Annotated in this window: 15 protein-coding genes; 7 read left to right on the forward strand and 8 right to left on the reverse strand. The window is 66.3% G+C overall.

All coding sequences use genetic code 11. The features are described 5' to 3' along the window. Positions 1-2 precede the first annotated feature (2 nt). The 3 genes from atpA to ACX9MO_RS06775 all read right to left on the reverse strand — a co-directional run bounded on the left by atpA (position 3) and on the right by ACX9MO_RS06775 (position 3,319). Entirely contained in the window at positions 3-1,541 is a 1,539-nt protein-coding gene (atpA, locus tag ACX9MO_RS06765; RefSeq protein WP_222491070.1) for a F0F1 ATP synthase subunit alpha, read from the reverse strand. Position 1,542: 1 nt separating this feature from the next. Beyond that, positions 1,543-2,103, reverse strand: a complete 561-nt coding sequence (locus tag ACX9MO_RS06770; RefSeq protein WP_222491069.1) for a F0F1 ATP synthase subunit delta — start codon at positions 2,101-2,103, stop codon at positions 1,543-1,545. Positions 2,104-2,548: 445 nt separating this feature from the next. Further along, on the reverse strand, positions 2,549-3,319 hold the full coding sequence (locus tag ACX9MO_RS06775; protein WP_462213997.1) for a class I SAM-dependent methyltransferase: 771 nt from the start codon (positions 3,317-3,319) through the stop codon (positions 2,549-2,551). 62 nt (positions 3,320-3,381) lie between these two features. On the opposite strand from ACX9MO_RS06775, the gene gloB reads away from it, so the two are divergent. From gloB to ACX9MO_RS06790, 3 genes are all read left to right on the forward strand, one after another. Next, positions 3,382-4,149, forward strand: a complete 768-nt coding sequence (gene gloB, locus ACX9MO_RS06780; protein ID WP_222491067.1) for a hydroxyacylglutathione hydrolase — start codon at positions 3,382-3,384, stop codon at positions 4,147-4,149. 176 nt (positions 4,150-4,325) lie between these two features. Next, entirely contained in the window at positions 4,326-6,665 is a 2,340-nt protein-coding gene (gene clpA, locus ACX9MO_RS06785; RefSeq protein ID WP_462213998.1) for an ATP-dependent Clp protease ATP-binding subunit ClpA, read from the forward strand. Then, entirely contained in the window at positions 6,662-7,651 is a 990-nt protein-coding gene (locus ACX9MO_RS06790) for a M23 family metallopeptidase (RefSeq protein WP_462213999.1), read from the forward strand. The genes clpA and ACX9MO_RS06790 overlap by 4 nt, the downstream gene beginning before the upstream one ends. 70 nt (positions 7,652-7,721) lie before the next feature. Here ACX9MO_RS06790 and ACX9MO_RS06795 read toward each other — a convergent pair whose 3' ends face one another. Genes ACX9MO_RS06795 through ACX9MO_RS06805 form a run of 3 tightly spaced genes read right to left on the reverse strand, consistent with a single transcriptional unit; the run spans position 7,722 to position 11,724 of the window. Beyond that, positions 7,722-9,917 carry a peptidoglycan -binding protein gene (locus ACX9MO_RS06795; protein ID WP_462214000.1) on the reverse strand — a complete coding sequence of 732 codons (2,196 nt, stop codon included), beginning with the start codon at positions 9,915-9,917 and terminating at the stop codon, positions 7,722-7,724. Between the two features lie 3 nt (positions 9,918-9,920). After that, the gene (locus ACX9MO_RS06800) at positions 9,921-11,138 is read right to left on the reverse strand and encodes a biopolymer transporter ExbB (protein WP_261398020.1); all 1,218 of its coding nucleotides are present in this window, start codon (positions 11,136-11,138) and stop codon (positions 9,921-9,923) included. A gap of 52 nt (positions 11,139-11,190) precedes the next feature. Then, positions 11,191-11,724 (reverse strand): gamma-glutamylcyclotransferase, encoded by a 534-nt coding sequence (locus ACX9MO_RS06805; protein WP_462214430.1) that lies wholly within the window; start codon positions 11,722-11,724, stop codon positions 11,191-11,193. Positions 11,725-11,812: 88 nt separating this feature from the next. Between ACX9MO_RS06805 and ACX9MO_RS06810 the strand changes: the two genes are divergently transcribed. After that, on the forward strand, positions 11,813-12,826 hold the full coding sequence (locus ACX9MO_RS06810) for a DUF2125 domain-containing protein (protein ID WP_462214001.1): 1,014 nt from the start codon (positions 11,813-11,815) through the stop codon (positions 12,824-12,826). 9 nt (positions 12,827-12,835) lie between these two features. Here the strand turns inward: ACX9MO_RS06810 and ACX9MO_RS06815 are convergent, their stop codons facing one another. Further along, entirely contained in the window at positions 12,836-15,328 is a 2,493-nt protein-coding gene (locus ACX9MO_RS06815; RefSeq protein ID WP_462214002.1) for a GcvT family protein, read from the reverse strand. A gap of 292 nt (positions 15,329-15,620) precedes the next feature. Here ACX9MO_RS06815 and ACX9MO_RS06820 point away from each other — a divergent pair, with 292 nt between their 5' ends. Continuing rightward, on the forward strand, positions 15,621-16,379 hold the full coding sequence (locus tag ACX9MO_RS06820) for an electron transfer flavoprotein subunit beta/FixA family protein (RefSeq protein WP_222491061.1): 759 nt from the start codon (positions 15,621-15,623) through the stop codon (positions 16,377-16,379). Further along, on the forward strand, positions 16,379-17,305 hold the full coding sequence (locus ACX9MO_RS06825) for an electron transfer flavoprotein subunit alpha/FixB family protein (protein ID WP_462214003.1): 927 nt from the start codon (positions 16,379-16,381) through the stop codon (positions 17,303-17,305). Before ACX9MO_RS06820 ends, ACX9MO_RS06825 begins: the two co-directional genes overlap by 1 nt. 358 nt (positions 17,306-17,663) lie before the next feature. Here ACX9MO_RS06825 and ACX9MO_RS06830 read toward each other — a convergent pair whose 3' ends face one another. Further along, positions 17,664-18,524, reverse strand: coding sequence for a DUF6473 family protein (locus tag ACX9MO_RS06830; protein WP_222491059.1), 861 nt, complete (start codon positions 18,522-18,524; stop codon positions 17,664-17,666). Positions 18,525-18,699: 175 nt separating this feature from the next. Here ACX9MO_RS06830 and ACX9MO_RS06835 point away from each other — a divergent pair, with 175 nt between their 5' ends. After that, positions 18,700-19,575, forward strand: a complete 876-nt coding sequence (locus ACX9MO_RS06835; RefSeq protein WP_462214004.1) for a 3-hydroxybutyryl-CoA dehydrogenase — start codon at positions 18,700-18,702, stop codon at positions 19,573-19,575. Positions 19,576-19,580 lie beyond the last annotated feature (5 nt).

Consider the following 19,580-nt stretch of genomic DNA (forward strand, 5'->3'; position numbering starts at 1 on the left):
CCTTACGCGAAGTCTGCCGCGAACTCGTCCAGCACAGCCTTCAGTTTGTCAGCGGGCTCGCCCTTGATCTTGGGATCTTCGTTGGTGATCCAGTCAAGAACGTCCTTCTTCTTGGTGCGCATGAACTTGAGCAGCTCTGCCTCGTAGCGGCCGACGTCCTTGACGTCGATCTTGTCGAGATAGCCGTTGGTGCCGGCGAAGATCACGGTGACGATCTCTGCGTTGGTCAGCGGCTGGTACTGCGGCTGCTTCATCAGCTCGGTCAGGCGGGCACCACGGTTCAGCAGGCGCTGCGTGGAGGCGTCGAGGTCCGAACCGAACTGGGCGAAGGCGGCCATCTCGCGGTACTGGGCGAGCGACAGTTTCACCGGGCCAGCCACCGAGGACATCGCCTTGGTCTGGGCCGAGGAGCCCACGCGGGAGACCGACAGACCGGTGTTCACGGCCGGGCGGATACCTTGGTAGAACAGTTCGGTTTCCAGGAAGATCTGACCGTCGGTGATCGAGATCACGTTGGTCGGAATGAACGCCGACACGTCGCCGCCCTGGGTTTCGATGATCGGCAGTGCGGTCAGCGAGCCGTTGCCAGCTGCGTCACCCATCTTTGCCGAACGTTCCAGCAGCCGGGAGTGGAGGTAGAACACGTCGCCCGGGTAGGCTTCACGCCCCGGCGGACGGCGGAGCAGCAGGGACATCTGGCGGTAGGCCACGGCCTGCTTGGACAGGTCATCGTAGATGATCAGCGCGTGACGGCCGTTGTCGCGGAAGAATTCCGCCATCGCGGTCGCGGTGTAGGGCGCGAGGTACTGCATCGGCGCGGGGTCCGAGGCGGTTGCGGCCACGACGATCGAGTATTCGATCGCGCCGGTCTCTTCGAGACGCTTCACCAGCTGCGCAACGGTCGAGCGCTTCTGGCCGATGGCGACGTAGACGCAGTAGAGCTTCTTGCTCTCGTCGTCGCCGGCGGCTTCGTTGTAGGACTTCTGGTTCAGGATCGCGTCGAGAGCAACGGCGGTCTTGCCGGTCTGACGGTCGCCGATGATCAGCTCACGCTGGCCACGGCCGATCGGGATCATTGCGTCGACCGATTTCAGGCCGGTCGCCATCGGCTCGTGCACCGATTTACGGGGAATGATGCCCGGCGCCTTCACGTCGGCCACACGACGCTCGGAAGCCTCGATCGGGCCCTTGCCGTCCAGCGGGTTGCCGAGGCCGTCGACAACGCGACCCAGCAGGGCGTCGCCTGCCGGAACGTCCACGATCGAGTTCGTCCGCTTGACGGTGTCGCCTTCCTTGATGTCACGGTCCGAACCGAAGATCACGACACCGACGTTGTCGCTCTCAAGGTTCAGGGCCATGCCCATGATGCCGCCGGGGAATTCGACCATCTCACCGGCCTGGACGTTGTCCAGACCGTAGACGCGGGCAATCCCGTCGCCGACGGAGAGCACGCGGCCAACTTCGGCCACTTCTGCTTCCTGGCCAAAGTTTGCGATCTGCTCCTTGAGGATCGCAGAGATTTCGGCTGCTTGGATACCCATCTTATCCGACCTCTTTCATTGCATTCTGGAGGGAGTTGAGCTTCGAGCTGATCGAGGTGTCGATCATCTTCGAGCCCACCTTAACAACGAGGCCACCGATGAGCGCTTCATCGACGGCCGCCACAATCTTCACATCCTTGCCCACGGAAGCCGACAGCACTTTGGCCAGCTTCTCGGACTGGGTCTTGGTCAGCGCCTTGGCGCTGGTGACCTCTGCGGTCACTTCACCCTTGTGCTCCGCCAGCAGGGCGCGCAGCGCCTCGACGAGCTGGGGAAGGGCGAACAGACGGCGCTTCTGCGCCATCAGTTGCAGGGCATTGCCAAGCACATCGGCCAGACCCATCTTTTTTGCCACGGCGGCAATCGCCTTGGCCTGTTCCTCGCGCGTGTAGACCGGCGACGAGATCAGCGCCTTGAGGTCGTCACTTTCCGCCAGAGCCGCGGACAGATCCTCAACGCCGGTCTCAAGCTGAGACAGGCTGTTGTTGTCACGGGCAATCTCGAAGATGGCGGTGGCATAGCGGTGCGCAATGCCGGAGGAGATCGAAGCTGGTTCGGACACGTCCACCCTTCCGATGTCAGGCCCCGATCCGCCGTGAGGGTGCGGGCCCGGGGGGTTGGCAGCAAGACAGCGCAGCCGAAGCCGCGCCGAAGCATCAAAATCGCCGTGGGTCTAGCAGAGCCCACCCCGCCTATCAACCTGCTTGCAATGATTAGGGGAGCATTCGGACGGCCTTGTTTTTCAGGCGGTTCTCTGCCGCACGTCAGTCTCTCACGACTGATACGGGGGCGCATCCGGGTGGAAACACTCACGATTCCTTTACCTTTTGCGAATCCGTCAGGCGCTAACATAGACCCATGCGCCTGTTGCAAGGGCACCGGATATCGCTAACGCCTGACAATATTTTTTTTACCTGCGGCATTTCGCGCCCCCTGCAAGGCACCGAACGCTGCCCGCGGGCCAGCATGACGCGATGGCAGGATTCGCGAAAGCCCGCGTTTCCCCCTCAGAAACGCCCCTCTCCGCGGGAAAGCGCACCCTCCGGCTTCGCGGCCCCGAGCCCCTCGAGCACCCGCAGGCCGGAGGGCTTGCGGATCCGCTCGCCCGGGCCGGCGGGCGCCTGCACCCGCTTCGTCGCCTCGACCATCAGCACCCCGCCCGAGATCACCATCGAGAGCGAGGCACCGACCTTTTCCCAGAACCCCGCCGTCTTGCGCCAGAACCGGCGACTGGAGGGCGGCTGGTAGAGTGTGTGGATCGCCGTCTCGGGCAGGAAGGAGTGCCGCTTGAGCTGGGCCTCAAGCTGGCCCTGGCTGTAGGGCCGCCCGTAGCCGAAGGGTGTGCGATCCGACCGGGACCAGAGCCCGGCCCGGTGCGGCACGACGAAGAGCGCCTTGCCCCCGGGTCCAAGGACGCGGAAACATTCCTCAAGCAGGTCGGTCGGGTTCTCCGAGGTTTCGAGCCCGTGCATCAGCACCAGCTTGTCCACCTGGCCCGTGTCCAACGGCCAGTTCGTCTCCTCGCAGAGGACCGAGACGTTGGGCATCCCGGCCGGCCACGGCATCACGCCCTGCGGCGCCGGCATCAGCCCGATCACCCGGCGCGCCTCTGGCAGGTAGGGGCGCAGCAGCGGCACGGCGAAACCGAAGCCCGCGACGGTCTGCCCCTGCGCCTCGGGCCAGAGCTTGAGCATCTGCGTGCGCACCTGGTGCTGCGCCGCCCGACCAAGGGTGGAGCGGTAGTAGAAGTTCCGCAGATCCTGAACATCGAGATGCATTTGCCTTCGGCCCGCTTAGCTGCAAGTCTGAGAGGACAATAGCAACCGACCGGTGAAAATCCATGCCCCTCGACCTCGTGACCGTGCCCTGCCTTTCGGACAACTATGCCTACCTGCTTCACGACCCCGAAAGCGGCGAGACGGCCCTGATCGACATCCCCGAGGCCGCGCCCATCCTCGAAGAGCTCGCGACCCGCGGCTGGACGCTGGACCAGATTTGGATCACGCACCACCACGACGACCATGTGCAGGGGCTGGCCGAGGTTCTCATGGCCCATCCCGCCAAGGTCTACGGCGGACGCGGCGACGCCTACCGCCTGCCCGATCTCGACGTCGACCTTGCCGAGGGCGACAAGCTGGTGCTGGGGGGCGAGAGCGGCGAGGTTCTGGACGTGTCAGGGCATACCGTGGGCCACCTCGCCTTCTACTTCCCCGACAGCGGCATCGCCTTCACCGCCGACAGCCTCATGGCGCTCGGCTGCGGGCGGATGTTTGAAGGCAACCCCGAGATGTTCCATGCCAGCCTCCAGAAGCTGGCCGCCCTGCCCGGCGAGACGGTGATCTGCTCCGGTCACGAATATACGACGTCGAATGGCAAGTTCGCCCTGACCATTGAACCCGGCAACGCAGCGCTTATATCGCGTATCGAACAGGTCGCCGCTGCCCGCGCCGACAATCTCCCAACCGTGCCGAGCCTCCTCAGCGAGGAGCTGGCCACCAACCCCTTCCTCCGAGTCGATCAACCCGAGGTCCAGGCCGCCGTGGGTCTGCCCGGCGGAGATCCCGTCGCCGTCTTCGCCGCCGTGCGCAAGGCCAAGGACAATTTCTGACCCTTATCCCGCTGCCGCAAACTCACGCGGCGTTGCAGCAAAATCTTAAATGTGAACGGGAGATCACAGAAAACCCTTGAAGCGTGGCGAAACTCGACCAAACTTTAACACTATGAGGCCATGGTGGGACCGGGGCCCGCACCCCGCTCCAGAACGCAGTTGAAAGGAGCATCAGAGTGCCTTCATTCTCGACGACGCTTGAACAGGCAATTCACGCGGCATTGGCGCTTGCCAATGCACGCCGACACGAATTCGCAACGCTCGAACATCTGCTTCTGGCGCTGATCGATGAACCCGACGCCGTAAAGGTGATGAAAGCCTGCTCGGTCGACACAGAGGATCTCCGCAAGACGCTTGTGGAGTTCATCGAGGATGATCTCTCGAACCTCGTGACCGATGTTGACGGCTCGGAAGCGGTTCCCACCGCAGCCTTCCAGCGCGTGATCCAGCGCGCGGCCATCCACGTGCAAAGCTCCGGCCGGACCGAAGTGACGGGGGCCAACGTGCTCGTCGCGATCTTCGCCGAACGGGAATCCAACGCCGCCTACTTCCTGCAGGAGCAGGACATGACGCGCTATGACGCGGTGAACTTCATCGCCCATGGTGTGGCCAAGGATCCGGCCTACGGCGAAAGCCGCCCGGTCACCGGCTCGACCGACGAGGACAGCGAGAGCACTAGTTCCTCCAGCTCCTCCACCGCCGAGCAATCTGACGGGAAGGAGAGCGCCCTGTCGAAGTATTGCGTGGACCTGAACGCCAAGGCCCGGATCGGCGATGTCGACCCGCTCATCGGACGCGAGTCCGAGGTGGAACGCTGCATCCAGGTCCTCTGCCGCCGGCGCAAGAACAACCCGCTCCTCGTGGGCGATCCCGGTGTCGGCAAGACCGCCATTGCCGAGGGCCTCGCACGCAAGATCGTGGCCGGCGAAACCCCGGACGTGCTGGAAAACACCACCATCTTCTCGCTCGACATGGGCGCGCTGCTGGCCGGCACCCGCTACCGCGGCGACTTCGAGGAACGGCTGAAGGCCGTGGTGACCGAGCTTGAGGAACACCCCGATGCGGTGCTCTTCATCGACGAGATCCACACGGTCATCGGCGCCGGCGCCACCTCCGGCGGGGCCATGGATGCCTCGAACCTGCTGAAGCCCGCACTTCAGGGCGGCAAACTGCGCTGCATGGGCTCCACCACCTACAAGGAGTTCCGCCAGCACTTCGAGAAGGACCGCGCCCTGTCGCGCCGGTTCCAGAAGATCGACGTGAGCGAACCCTCGGTCGAGGACACGGTGAAGATCCTTCAGGGCCTCAAGCCATACTTCGAGGATCACCACCACATCCGCTACACCGCCGAGGCGATCAAGACGGCTGTGGAACTGTCCGCGCGCTACATCAATGACCGCAAGCTGCCCGACAAGGCCATCGACGTGATCGACGAGGCCGGCGCGGCGCAGCATCTGGTCACCGAGAGCAAGCGGCGCAAGACCATCGGCCCCAAGGAGATCGAGGCCGTCGTGGCCAAGATCGCCCGCATCCCGCCGAAGAACGTCTCCAAGGACGATGCAGAGGTGCTGAAGGATCTGGAGGGCACGCTGAAGCGCGTGGTCTTCGGTCAGGACAACGCGATCGAGGCCCTCTCCTCGGCGATCAAGCTGGCCCGTGCCGGCCTGCGCGAACCCGAGAAGCCCATCGGCAACTACCTCTTCGCCGGCCCGACCGGTGTCGGCAAGACCGAGGTGGCGAAGCAGCTGGCGGATACGCTGGGTGTGGAACTGCTGCGCTTCGACATGTCCGAGTACATGGAGAAACACGCGGTCTCGCGCCTGATCGGTGCGCCTCCAGGCTACGTGGGCTTCGACCAGGGCGGTCTGCTGACCGACGGCGTCGACCAGCACCCGCATTGCGTGCTCCTGCTCGACGAGATCGAGAAGGCGCACCCGGATGTCTACAACATCCTGCTGCAGGTGATGGACCACGGCCGCCTGACCGACCACAACGGTCGCACGGTGGACTTCCGCAACGTGATCCTGATCATGACCTCGAACGCGGGTGCCGCGGAACAGGCCAAATCGGCCATCGGCTTCGGCCGCGACCGTCGCGAGGGTGAAGACACCGCCGCGATCGAGCGAACCTTCACGCCGGAATTCCGCAACCGTCTGGACGCGGTCATCAGCTTCGCGCCGCTGCCGAAGGAAACCATCCTGCAGGTGGTCGAGAAGTTCGTGCTGCAACTGGAAGCCCAGCTTCTGGACCGCGGCGTGACCATCGAACTGACCCGCCCGGCGGCCGAATGGCTGGCCGACAAGGGGTACGACGACAAGATGGGCGCCCGCCCGCTGGGTCGCGTCATCCAGGAGTACATCAAGAAGCCGCTGGCCGAGGAACTGCTCTTCGGCAAGCTGGCCAAGGGTGGCCTGGTCCGTGTCGCTGTGAAGAATGGCGAGATCGACCTGCAGATCCAGGGGCCGGGCAATCCGCGCCTCTCGGGCAACAAGCCGCCGCTCCTGACGGCCGAATGAGACCAGTCGGGGCCCTCGCGGCCCTGACCCTCGCAGGCGTTTCCCTCGCAGGCGTTTCCCTCGCAAGCCTTTCCGCCGCCGGTCCCTCGGCGGCGGAACCGTCTCTGACCCTCTTTGCCGACTGCACCCTGGGCGAGACCTGTTATTTCCAGCAATATGTCGATCACGACGCCGGGCCGGGCGCGCAGGATTTCACCTGCGGCGCCCTCAGTTATGACGGCCACAAGGGCACCGACCTCGCCCTGCCCTCGATCGCCGCGATGCTCGCGGGCGTCGACGTCATCGCCGCGGCGCCGGGCCGCGTGATCGGCACCCGCGACGGGGTCGAGGACCGGATCATGCCGGCCGGCGGCGACGACCGCCCCGCCTGCGGCAATGGCGTGGCCATCGACCACGGCGACGGCTGGGTGACCCAGTACTGCCACATGCGCCGGGGCTCGATCCGGGTGAAGACCGGCGACCGGATGGCGCGCGGCGACGTGCTGGGCCAGGTCGGACTCTCCGGGCGCACGCAGTTTCCCCATGTCCACATGTCCGTGCGCCAGGGCGACACGGTCGTCGACCCCTTCGCGGCCGGCGGCGGATGCGGCGCGCCGGGGCGCTCCCTCTGGGCCGAGACGCCGGCCTACCAGCCCACCGGCCTCATCGCGCTCGGCTTTTCCGACGGCTTGCCGGACTACGACACCATCAAGTCAGGCATCGCGTCGGAGGTCCGCCCGGGGCGCGATGCGGCAGCGCTGGTGCTGTGGGCCTATGGCTACGGTGCGCAGCCGGGCGACAGCCTTCAGTTCCGGATCGACGGGCCCGACGGGCCCCTGCTGGACAGCGCCGTCGACCTGAAGAAGCAGCAGATCCTCTACTATCAGGCCGCGGGCAAACGCCTGCACGCGCCGCTGAAGGCCGGGGCATACCGGGGCGAGGTCACGCTCACGCGCGACGGGCTGGCCCCGGTGACGCGCGAGATGACCCTGACGATCCCGGACTGAGCGCAGGCGCGGATACATCCCCGGACGGCACGGCTGGGCCGCTCCGCGCGGGCGCGCCGCCCCCTGCCCCTTACTTCTCGGTAAACTTCAGCTCGATCCGGCGGTTCAGCGCGCGGGCTTCCTCGCTGTCGCCCGCGGCGATCGGCTGGTACTCCCCGAAGCCGTTCGCCGAGAGCCGCCCGGGCGGGAAGCCGAGGTTCTGCGACATGAAGCGCACCACCGACAGGGCGCGCGCCTGGCTGAGCTCCCAGTTGTCGCGGAACTGGCCAAAGCCCGAGAGCGGCACGTTGTCAGTGTGGCCGTCGACCTGCAGCACCCAGTCGATGCCCGCAGGGATGTCGCCGGAAATATCGCTCAGCACCCGGGTGATCCGGGCGATCTGCTCCTCGCCATCGGGCGACAGCGTCGCCTCGCCGGGGGCAAAGAGCACCTCGGAGGAGAAGACGAACCGATCCCCCACGATGCGCACGCCGTCGAGGCCGGACAGCACCTCGCGCATCCGCCCGAAGAACTCGGACCGGTAGTTCTCAAGCTGCTGCTTCTCGGCCTCAAGGCGCTTGCGTTCGGCCTCCTCGAGGGCGAGGCGCTTCTTGGTTTCGGCCGCGGCCCGCGCCAGCGCCGCGTTCAACTCGTTGCCGAGCGAGGTCATCTCGACCTGCGCGGCCTCGTCGCGGTCCTTGGCATCGTCCAGCAGCGCCTGCAGGCTCGACAGCTGCGAGCGCAGCGCGTTGACCTGCTGGTTCAGCAGCGCCGCCCGCCGCGCGGATTCGGCAGAACGGGCCTCTTCCTGCGACAGCGCCGCGTTGGCCTGTTGCAGCAGGACGTCACGCTGTTCGGCGGCGCTCAGCTGCTCCTGCGCCGCCTGCTCGGCCTTCAGCTTGGCGGCAAGGGCCGCGGCAAGCTGCTGCTCCACCTGCTCCATGTCCACCGCATCGGCCTGCGCGGCGTTGCGTGCGGCGATCATGGCGGCGAGCTGCTGTTCGAGGTCGGCCTGTTTCGCCGCGCTGTCCGATTGCGCCTGCTCGGCATCGGAGAGCTGCACCTGAAGCGCGGCGACCCGGGCCTCCAGCGCCGAAACGCGGCCCTGCCCGTCTTCGAGCGCGCCGCGCGCGGTGGCCAGTTCCTGCTCCAGCGCCTGCTTGTCGGCCTCCAGCGCGGCGTTGGCATCCTGCGTGTCGAGCGCGGCAGTGAGGCGCTCCTGCAGGCCGTCGCGCTCCTCGCGCGCGCCCGAGAGCGAGGCTTCGAGCGCGGCCACCCGGGCCTCCAGCTCGGCCAGCGAGGCCTCGGCCTGACTGCGGGCGTCCCGTGCGGTGGCCAACTCCGTCTCGCGGGCCGCAAGGTCGGCGCGCAGTTGCGGCAGGCTGTCCTGATCCACCAGCGCGGCGGCCAGCTTGACGGCGAGATCCTCGCGCGCCTCGCGGGCGGCGGCCAGAAGGGTCAGCGTGTCCTCGGCCTTCTTGCGCTGTTCTTCCAGCGCCAGCGTCATCGCCGTCAGCTCATCCTCCGAGTTCGCCAGTCGCGCGCGCAGGGCCTGCGCGGCGGCGGCCTCGGCCAGCTTGGCCTTTTCCTCGTCGCTGAGCTGCTGTTGCAGGCTGTCGACCTGCGTCGAGAGCGCGGCCTGCTGCTCCTCGCCTTCGGCCTTCTGACGGCGCAGGTCGGCCACAAGCGCGTCGAGCGCATCGCTGCGGGCAGCGGCGAGGCGCGCGGCCTCGGCCTGCGCATCGGTCTCGCTGCGGGCCTGTGCGAGGGCGAGGTTCAGCGCCTCCTGCTCCGAAAGCAGCTGATCGCGGGCCGTCTCCAGGTCTTCCTGCGTGGCGCGCAGGTCGGCGATGGTGGTCTCGTTGCGGCTCTGCTGGTTCAGGAGCGCGGCAACCTGCGCCTCGAAGGCGGTGATCTGCGTCTGCGCCGCATCCAGTGCCGTGGCCTGCGCATCGCGTTCCTGTGTCAGCGAGGCGATCAGCGCCTGCTGCGAGGCGACCTGATCCTGCGCGGTGGACAGCGTTGCGTTCAGCTGCCCCAGCTCCCCCTGAAGCCGGTCGCTGCGATCGCGCTCCAGCCCGAGGGCACGGGAGAGTTCGGCCACCTGCGACGACAGCTCATCGAGTTCGCTTTCCTGCCCCGAGATCGTCTCGCGCAGGGTGAACTGCACCACCATGAAGATGGTCAGCACGAACATCAGCACCAGCAGCAGCCCGGTCATGGCGTCGACGAAGCCGGGCCAGATCGAGGACTGGAAGCGGTTGCCGGTGCGGCGCGACAGCGCCATGGGTCAGCCCTCCTGCCCGCTGGGTTTCTTCACCTGCCCGCCAAGGCGGCGCGCGCCCGGCTGGCCGCTGGCGCTCTGCGCCACGACGCGGGACAGGGCGGCGATATCGGTGCGCAGCTCGGACATGGTTTCCTGACGCCCGGCGGAGATCTCTTCGAGGATGCGCAGCATCTGCACGTCGATCGAGCGCAGGCGCATCCGGCTTTCGGCATCGATGCCCTCGCCGGCCTCGCTGCGGTTGAAGCGGTCGATCAGTTTCTCCTGCCCCTCGGCCACACGCAGCAGGGCGGCCTGTGTCGGGTTCTGATCGCCGAGACGATAGGCCAGCCGCTCCACCGCATCCGCGAGGTTGGCCAGTTTCTCGTCCAGCATGGCGCGGTTCGCGTCCGTGGCGGCATTCATCTCCACCAGCGTCTGCATGTTCTCGACCATCTGGTCCATGGCGGTGGCGAGGATGGACTGATCGCTCTGCCCGTCACTTTCGCCCCCGGCAAAGCCGACGCGGGTGATCGAGGACAGCCATTCCTCCAGCTCGCGGTAGAAACGGTTCTGGCCGTGCCCGGCGAAAAGCTCCAGCAGGCCCACGACCAGCGAGAAAGCCAGACCCAGCAGCGAGGAGGAGAAGGCCGTGCCCATGCCGCCCAGCTGGGCTTCGAGCCCGGTCATGAGGCGGTTGAACACCTCGACCCCGCTGTCGCCTTCCTGCGGCGCGAGGCTGCGGATGGTGTCGACCACGGCGGGGACGGTGGTGGCAAGGCCATAGAACGTCCCCAGCAGGCCGAGGAAGATCAGCACGTTCACCACGTAGCGGGTGATCTCGCGCTGTTCCTCGATCCGGGTCACGACGGATTCGAGGATCGACGTCGAGGAGGAGGAGGAGATCTGCATCCGCTTGCTGCGCGAGCGCAGCAGTGTGGCCAGCGGCGCCAGCAGGCGTGGCGCCTGCACGCCCTCGGCCTCCAGCCGGTCCGAGGCGAAGGCCTCGATCCAGCGGACGGAGGAGACGAGCTGTGCCACCTGCCAGAAGCAGGACACGACGCCCACCACGAAGACGAAGCCGATCAGCCCGTTCAGGTAGGGGTTCGACAGGAACACCGGCAGGACCCGCGGCGCGATGAAGAAGGCGACGACACCCGTCAGCCCCAGAACGATCAGCATCAGCAGGATCTGGCGGACGGGTTGGGAAAACTGCGGCTCTGCCTCGCGGGCGGGCTGGTCCATGCGGACAGCTCCTGACTTTGATTTCGCGCCTGATTCTAGAGATTTCGCCGGATCAAGCCAAGGAGTTATCCCGTAAACTCCGGACACGTCTCGCAAGATAGGTCAGGTCTGTGTCCTCAATGCCCAGTTCGGCCAGATGATCGGCCGTATTGGTGAGGTACTCGTGGTTCGGGCCGCGTCCGCCATGGGCAGAGGCGATGATCTCGGCCTGCTCCTCCAGCGCAAGCGCGCAGTATTGCACATGGGCCGGATCGATCACGTAGGTCACCGCCTGCACGGTGCGGCCATCGGCCAGACGCACCTGCTGCCATGTCTCCAGATAGGCGGAGGAGACCAGCTCCCGCTCGCGGAGGTACTCCAGCACGCGGATGCGCTCCGGTTCGGCCACGCAGAAGGCGACGCCGTGGCACTCCGCCCCCTCCATCTCGTCCAGCGCCAGCACGAGGCCCGGGTCCTCCGGCGTGCCGCGGTGGTGGATGGAGCGCATGCAGAAGCTGCGGGCCCAGCCCGGAAGGGTGGCGATGGCGGTTTCGACGGGTGTGAAGCCGGGGTTCCAGATGAGCGATCCGTAACCGAAGACCCACATCGGGCCGTCTGTCTCTGGCGTGTCGTGCATGGGGCCCTATAAACACCTCAATGGGCCCGATTTGAAGGGGTCGCGGAGAGGGAACGCCATGAAACGCGCATTGAGCCTGCTGATTATCCTGATCTTCGCGGCCGCCGCCGCATGGGGCGGCTACTGGTACTGGGGCGCCAGCAAGCTGCGCACCGGGTTCAAGGAGTGGTTCACCGCCCGGCAGACCGACGGCTGGCAGGCGCAATATGCCGACTTCACGTTGCAGGGCTTCCCGAACCGGTTCGATTCGACGTGGACCGGGCTGAAGCTGGGCGATCCCGACACCGGCTGGGCGGTCGAGATGCCGCTGTTCCAGATCCTCATGCTCTCCTACCAGCCGCAGCATGTCATCGCGGTGGCGGACCATTCCTTCCTGATGGACACGCCGGTGGACAGCTACGTCGTCACCAACGAGGACCTGCGCGCCAGCCTGATCACCGATGCCAGCCCCACGCTGGAGCTGCAGCGCGCCACCGTCATCGGCAAGGGCATGGACATCGCCCGCGGCTCGCGCAGCGATCCGCTGCACGCGGACGAGCTGCGCCTCGGCGTCGAGCGGGTGGCAGAGCCCGCGACCTACCACCTCGGCCTCGCGGCCACGGCGCTGACCCCGCCCGAGGGCTGGCGCAACCGGATTTCCGAGGGGCTGGCCCTGCCCGATGCACTCTCCGACGTGCGGATGGACATGACGGCGACCTTCAACCGACCGTGGAATATCCACGCCCTCGACGACAGCCGCCCGCAGCCGCGCCGGCTGGAGCTGAAGACCGCCCGCGCGCAATGGGGCGAGATGGCAATCGAGGCCACCGGCACGCTGGACGTGGATGACGAGGGCACGCCCGAGGGCGAGGTTTCGGTCAAGGCCGAGCACTGGCGCGAGATGCTGCAGATGGCCGTCAGCTCGGACGCGCTGAACGCGGATGTGGCCAAGGCCATCGAACAGGGGCTGACCCTGCTGGCGGGTTTCTCGGGCAACCGGAATTCGCTGAACGTCACGCTGACCTTCACCGGGGGGATGATGCGACTGGGGCCGATCCCCATCGGACCGGCCCCCCGTCTTATCCTGCGCTGATCGCCGCGTTCATCCGTCCTGACGGATGCGGGCGTTGGTGGGATCGTAGGGGCTGTCCTCCACGATCTCGGCGTCCCAGAGCTGGTCGAACATCTTGACCTTCAGCTTCTGGCCGACCACGGCCAGATCGGGGCTGACGTAGCCCATGCCGATGGACTTGCCGAAGGCCACCGAGTAGCCGCCCGAGGTCAGACGACCGACCTTGGTGCCCTCGACATAGAGCGCCTCGCGGCCCCAGGGGTCCGCATCTTCCGGCCCGTCGATCAGGACGGTGACGCATTTCGCGCGGATGCCGGTCTTCTCCATGGCTTCCTTGCCGTGGAACTCCTTGCTCAGGTCGATGAAGCGCGGCAGGTCGGCCTCGGCCGGGGTCGCGTCGCGACCCAGTTCGGTGCCGAAGGCGCGGTAGCTCTTCTCCTGACGCAGCCAGTTCTGGGCGCGGGCGCCCACCAGCTTCATCCCCAGCGGCTTGCCCGCCTCTTCGAGCAGGTCGAAGAGGTAGTTCTGCATCTCGATCGGGTGGTGCAGTTCCCAGCCCAGCTCGCCGGTATAGGCCACGCGGATCGCGTTGACCGGGCACATGCCCAGTTCGATCGGACGCGCCGACAGCCAGGGGAAGCGCTTGTTGGAGAGGGCAGTTTCCGGATCGGCATCCTTGATCACGGCCTTCAGCAGGTCACGCGATTTCGGCCCCGCGACGGCAAAGACGCCCCACTGCGTGGTGACATCCTGGATCTCGATGTAGCCGAACTCCTCCGCCTTGTCCTCGGCGGCCTTGCGCAGGAAGTCGGCGTCATACGCCGTCCATGCGCCGGCGGAGACGAGGTAGTATTCGTGCTCCTTCATGCGGACGATGGTGTATTCCGTGCGGGTCGTGCCGGCGGCGGTCAGGGCGTAGGTCAGGTTGATCCGGCCGACCTTGGGCAGCTTGTTGCAGGTGAACCAGTCGAGGAAGGCCGTCGCACCGGGGCCCTTGACCACGTGCTTGGTAAAGGCCGTCGCATCGACAAGGCCGACGCCCTCGCGGATCGCCTTGGCCTCTTCCACGGCATATTGCCACCAGCCGCCACGGCGGAAGGAGCGCGCGGCGTGATCGTCGAAGCCTTCGGGGGCGAAGTAGTTGGGACGATCCCAGCCGTTCACCTGACCGAATTGCGCACCACGGGCCTTCTGGCGGTCGTAGGCGGGCGCGGTGCGCAGGCCACGGGCCGCTTCGCGCTCTTCGTCCGGGTGGTGCAGGATGAAGACGTGCTCGTAGGCTTCCTCGTTCTTCTTCACCGCATATTCGGTGGTCATCCAGCTGCCATAGCGCTTGGGGTCGAGGCTGGCCATGTCGATCTCGGCCTCGCCCTCCACCATCATCTGCGCAAGGTAGTGGCCGGTGCCGCCCGCGGCGGTGATCCCGAAGGAGAAGCCCTCGGCCAGCCACATGTTGCGCAGGCCCGGCGCCGGGCCGACCAGCGGGTTGCCGTCGGGCGTGTAGCAGATCGGGCCGTTGAAATCGTCCTTCAGGCCCACCGTTTCCGACGAGGGCAGACGATGGATCATCGACATGTATTCTTCCTCGATCCGCTCAAGGTCGAGCGGGAAGAGGTCGGCACGGAAGCTGTCGGGCACACCGTACTGGAAGCGGGCGGGCGCGCCACGCTCGTAGGGGCCGAGGATCCAGCCGCCACGCTCCTCGCGGACGTACCACTTGGCGTCGGCATCGCGCAGCACCGGGTGCTCTGCCCCGCCGTTCGCGCGGAATTCGACCAGCGCGGGATCGGGTTCGGTCACGATGAACTGGTGCTCGACCGGGATCGCGGGGATCTTGATGCCCAGCATCTTGGCGGTGCGCTGCGCATGGTTGCCCGTCGCGGTGACGACATGTTCGGCATAGACCACCGTGGTCTCTTCGGTCGGCACGAGGTTGCCGCCCTTCTCACCCATCTTGGTGCAGGTGACCTTCCACTCGGACCCGGTCCATTCGTAGGCGTCGACCTGCCACTTGCGCTCGATGGTGACGCCGCGCTGCCGGGCGCCCTTGGCCATCGCCATGGTGACGTCGGCAGGGTTGATGTAGCCATCGGTCGGGTGGAAAATCGCGCCCTTCAGGCCGTCGATGTTCACCAGCGGCCAGCGCTCCTTGATCTGCGCCGGGCTCATCCACTCGTAGGGCACGCCCGCGGTTTCGGCGGTCGAGGCATAGAGCATGTATTCGTCCATCCGGTCCTGCGTCTGCGCCATGCGCAGGTTGCCGACGATGGAGAAGCCGGCGTTCAGGCCCGTCTCGGCCTCCAGCGACTTGTAGAACTCGACCGAGTACTTGTGGATGTGGGTCGTGGCATAGCTCATGTTGAAGAGCGGCAGCAGGCCCGCGGCATGCCAGGTCGAGCCGGAGGTCAGCTCGTCCCGCTCCAGCAGGACCACGTCGGACCAGCCGGCCTTGGCAAGGTGATAAGCGATCGCCGTCCCGACGGCACCACCGCCGACGACAAGGGCTTTGACATGGGTTTTCATGGCGCGAGGGACTCCCTGAACTGGACGCGGATCCAGCGATAGCAGGCCAGCGGATTCCCGCAGTGCCCAGCCGACGCAAATCGTCTCATTTGCGACGTAGGGGCAAAAATCCGACCTCGCGAATTTCCGCACTGCGGCAACGAATCCGTGAGAAAGGCGAAAACGCGGCGTTCCCGGCTGCCAAGCGTCGGTTTTTGTACTGTTGTCCCCGGCCCCAAGCCGATATCAACACGCGGGAGAAGTATGCGCCGCGCACGAATCTTGCGCGGCATCACTATGGGAGACCACACTTATGAAGGTACTCGTACCTGTGAAACGTGTGATCGACTACAACGTGAAAGTCCGCGTGAAAGCGGATGGCAGCGGTGTCGATCTGGCCAACGTGAAGATGTCGATGAACCCCTTCGATGAAATCGCCGTGGAAGAGGCGATCCGTCTGAAGGAAGCCGGCAAGGCCGAGGAAGTCGTCGTCGTCTCGATCGGCGTCAAGCAGGCGCAGGAAACCCTGCGCACCGCACTCGCCATGGGCGCCGACCGTGCGATCCTCGTCGTGGCCGCCGATGACGTGCACACCGACATCGAGCCCCTCGCCGTCGCCAAGATCCTCGCCAAGGTTGCAGAAGAAGAGCAGCCCGGCCTGATCATCGCGGGCAAGCAGTCGATCGACAACGACATGAACGCCACCGGCCAGATGCTGGCGGCCCTGCTCGGCTGGTCGCAGGCGACCTTCGCCAACACGCTCGACGTGGACGGCGACAGCGCCACCGTGGCCCGTGAAGTCGACGGCGGCCTGCAGACCGTGAAGGTCAAGCTGCCCGCCATCGTCACCGCCGACCTGCGCCTGAACGAGCCGCGCTACGCCTCGCTGCCGAACATCATGAAGGCGAAGAAGAAGCCGCTGGACGAGAAGACCGCCGCCGACCTCGGCGTCGATGTCGCCCCGCGCCTCGAGATCGTGAAGACCTCCGAGCCGGAATCCCGCCAGGCCGGTGAAATCGTGCCCGACGTGGACACGCTGGTGGCGAAACTCAAAGAGAAGGGGATCGTGTAATGGCTGTTCTTCTGCTTGCCGAGATCCAGGACGGCACCCTGTCCATGGACGCCACCGCCAAGGCCGTTTCCGCGGCGAAAGCGCTCGGTGACGTGACCGTTCTGGCCGTTGGCGCCACCGCCAAGGCCGCCGCCGACGAGGCCGCCACCATCGATGGCGTCGCCAAGGTGCTGGTCGCCGAGGACGCGCTTTACGGTCACCGCCTCGCGGAACCGACCGCGGCGCTGATCGTGTCGCTGGCCGGCGACTACAGCCACATCGTGGCCCCCGCGACCACCGACGCGAAGAACATCTTCCCCCGCGTGGCCGCGCTGCTGGACGTGATGATCCTGACCGACGTGACCGCCGTGGTCGACGCCGACACCTTCGAGCGCCCGGTCTACGCCGGCAACGCGATCCAGACGGTGAAATCGGCCGACGCCACCAAGGTCATCACCTTCCGGACCTCAACCTTCGACGCGGCCGCCACCGGCGGCTCCGCCTCGGTCGATGCCATCGGCGCCGCCGAAGATCCCGCGATCTCCGAGTGGGTCGAGGACAAGGTGGCCGAGAGCGACCGTCCCGAGCTGACATCGGCCGGTGTCGTCGTCTCCGGCGGCCGCGGCGTGGGCTCTCAGGAAGACTTCGCGCTGATCGAGAAGCTGGCCGACAAGCTGGGCGCCGCCGTCGGTGCCTCGCGCGCAGCCGTCGACTCGGGCTTTGCTCCCAACGACTGGCAGGTGGGTCAGACCGGCAAGGTCGTCGCGCCTGAGCTCTACGTCGCCGTGGGCATCTCCGGCGCGATCCAGCACCTCGCCGGCATGAAGGACTCCAAAGTCATCGTTGCGATCAACAAGGACGAAGAAGCGCCGATCTTCCAGGTCGCCGACTACGGCCTCGTGGCCGACCTCTTCGAGGCCGTCCCCGCGCTGATCGAAAAGCTCTGATCCTGCGGGCTCCGGCCCGATCCGATTTTCGAAAGGCCCGCGCCCCGCGCGGGCCTTTTTCGTGGCGGAGGGTCCGCTGGCCCGTCGAGTGCCGGCAACGTGTCCCTTCTGGGGGCGCCGTCGTGTCCCACCTTCAACGCTTACCTTCCATCCTTGCCGTCCGCGCGTGCCATCAGCGCGCGCCCTCTGCACATGTCGCGCGCGCTCAGCCTCAACACATGCCATCAGCGCACGTCTTCCACACATGCCATCCGCACGCAGCCGTCCCCTCTGGGCCCTGAGCCCCGCCCCAGCCCGCGATGCGGCCACCGGCCCTCCGCAACCTGCCCCGTTAACCCACCGCGACCGCCGCATCCCGTCACATTGCTCCGCGCTCCCGGCCTCCGCGGCTCTCGATCAATCCCGGCAACACCTCTCGCAGCGCCTCCGCGGCCTCCATCTGCGCGCCTGTGCCCAGCATCTCTGCCGCCGCCGGCGCCTCTAACTGGCCAAAGACCATCCCCTCGCCGCGTCGCTCCTGCGCCTCGGCGCTTACCACGACCTCGACAACCTGCTGCACCCGGGGCCGCAGGGCCTCGATCATGGCGCGATCCACGAAGAGCGGGTCCGACCGCATCTCCGCCTCCAGCGCCGCATCGCCCGGCGCATGATTCGACAGCCAGAGCAGCACCACCGGCGCGGAAATCCGCGACAGCAGCCGCTCCATCCGGGCCGACCAGGCCGCCTTCAGCTCGCTCCGCACCATGTCGAACCGCTCCTCAGACTGGGTGCGCAGATGCTGCAGCATGTGCCGGGTGAAGTGGAACTCGGTGAAATCCACGTCCCGGAACACGGTGCGCAGTAGGTCCGAGGCCTGCAGGAAGCGATCGTTGCGCCGCGGATGCACCCCGTAGAACCGGTTCGACATGTTCTGCGCCCCCATCACCTGGATCACCACCGCCTTCGCCCCCGAGGCGAGCTGCAGGATCGCCGGGTCATGCAGGAAGGCATCGACGCCCGCGTTCATCCAGCCGAGGTTCACGCAGGTCGTGCCCAGGGCATCTTCCACCAGCCCCGGAAAGGGCCGCGGGATGAACTTGCCATAGGTCTCCGACCCGCCGAGGAAGGCGACGTAGCCCCCTTCCAGCGCGCGCTTGGGCCCCCGGAACAGGATCTTCGACCGGCCATACCGGCACGGGTAATATTCCAGGGCTTCTTGCCCCAGTTTCTCGTAAGTCATGGTTCCCACCACTTCAGTCCACCGGGCCAGATTCCCCCAAAACACTTTCCATCCGCCTAAGTCTCTCATTTTCCGATAAATTTAACTTCCCTCCGGACCCGCCCCCTCCCTTGCGGTTCCCCCCGTCCGGGGCCTATTCTGCGGCCAGTTTTCAAGCCACCGCAGCGAGGGATAAATGGAGATCGAAAAGGTCGGCGTGATCGGCGCGGGGCAGATGGGCAACGGGATTGCCCATGTGATGGCCCTTGCAGGCTACGACGTGATGATGACGGACATCAGCCAGGATGCCCTGGACAAGGCCGTCGCCCTCATCGGCAAGAACCTCGACCGGCAGGTCAGCCGCGAGAAGATCGCGCAGGCGGATCGCGATGCCGCGATGGGCCGTATCTCAACCACGCTGACGCTGACCGACCTCGGCCAGACCGACCTCGTGATCGAGGCCGCAACCGAGCGGGAGACGGTGAAGGACCAGATCTTCCGGGAGCTTCTGCCCGCGCTGAAGCCAGACACGATCCTGACCTCGAACACCTCCTCGATCTCGATCACCCGGCTGGCCAGCCGCACCGACCGCCCCGAGAAGTTCATGGGCTTCCACTTCATGAACCCGGTGCCGGTGATGAAGCTGGTGGAGCTGATCCGCGGCATCGCCACCGACGAGCCGACCTACAAGGCCTGCCTCAACGTGGTGGAACGCCTTGGCAAGACCGCGGCCTCGGCCGAGGATTTCCCGGCCTTCATCGTGAACCGCATCCTTGTCCCGATGATCAACGAGGCAGTCTACACGCTCTACGAAGGCGTCGGCAACGTGCGCTCGATTGACGAGGCGATGAAGCTGGGTGCGAACCACCCCATGGGCCCGCTGGAGCTGGCCGATTTCATCGGCCTCGACACCTGCCTCGCCATCATGAACGTGCTGCACGACGGGCTCGCCGATACCAAGTACCGCCCCTGCCCGCTGCTGACGAAATACGTCGAAGCCGGCTGGCTAGGCCGCAAGACCGGCCGCGGCTTCTACGATTACCGTGGTGAAACGCCGGTTCCCACCCGCTGATCGGG

The sequence above is a fragment of the Pseudooceanicola profundus genome, assembly GCF_054919315.1.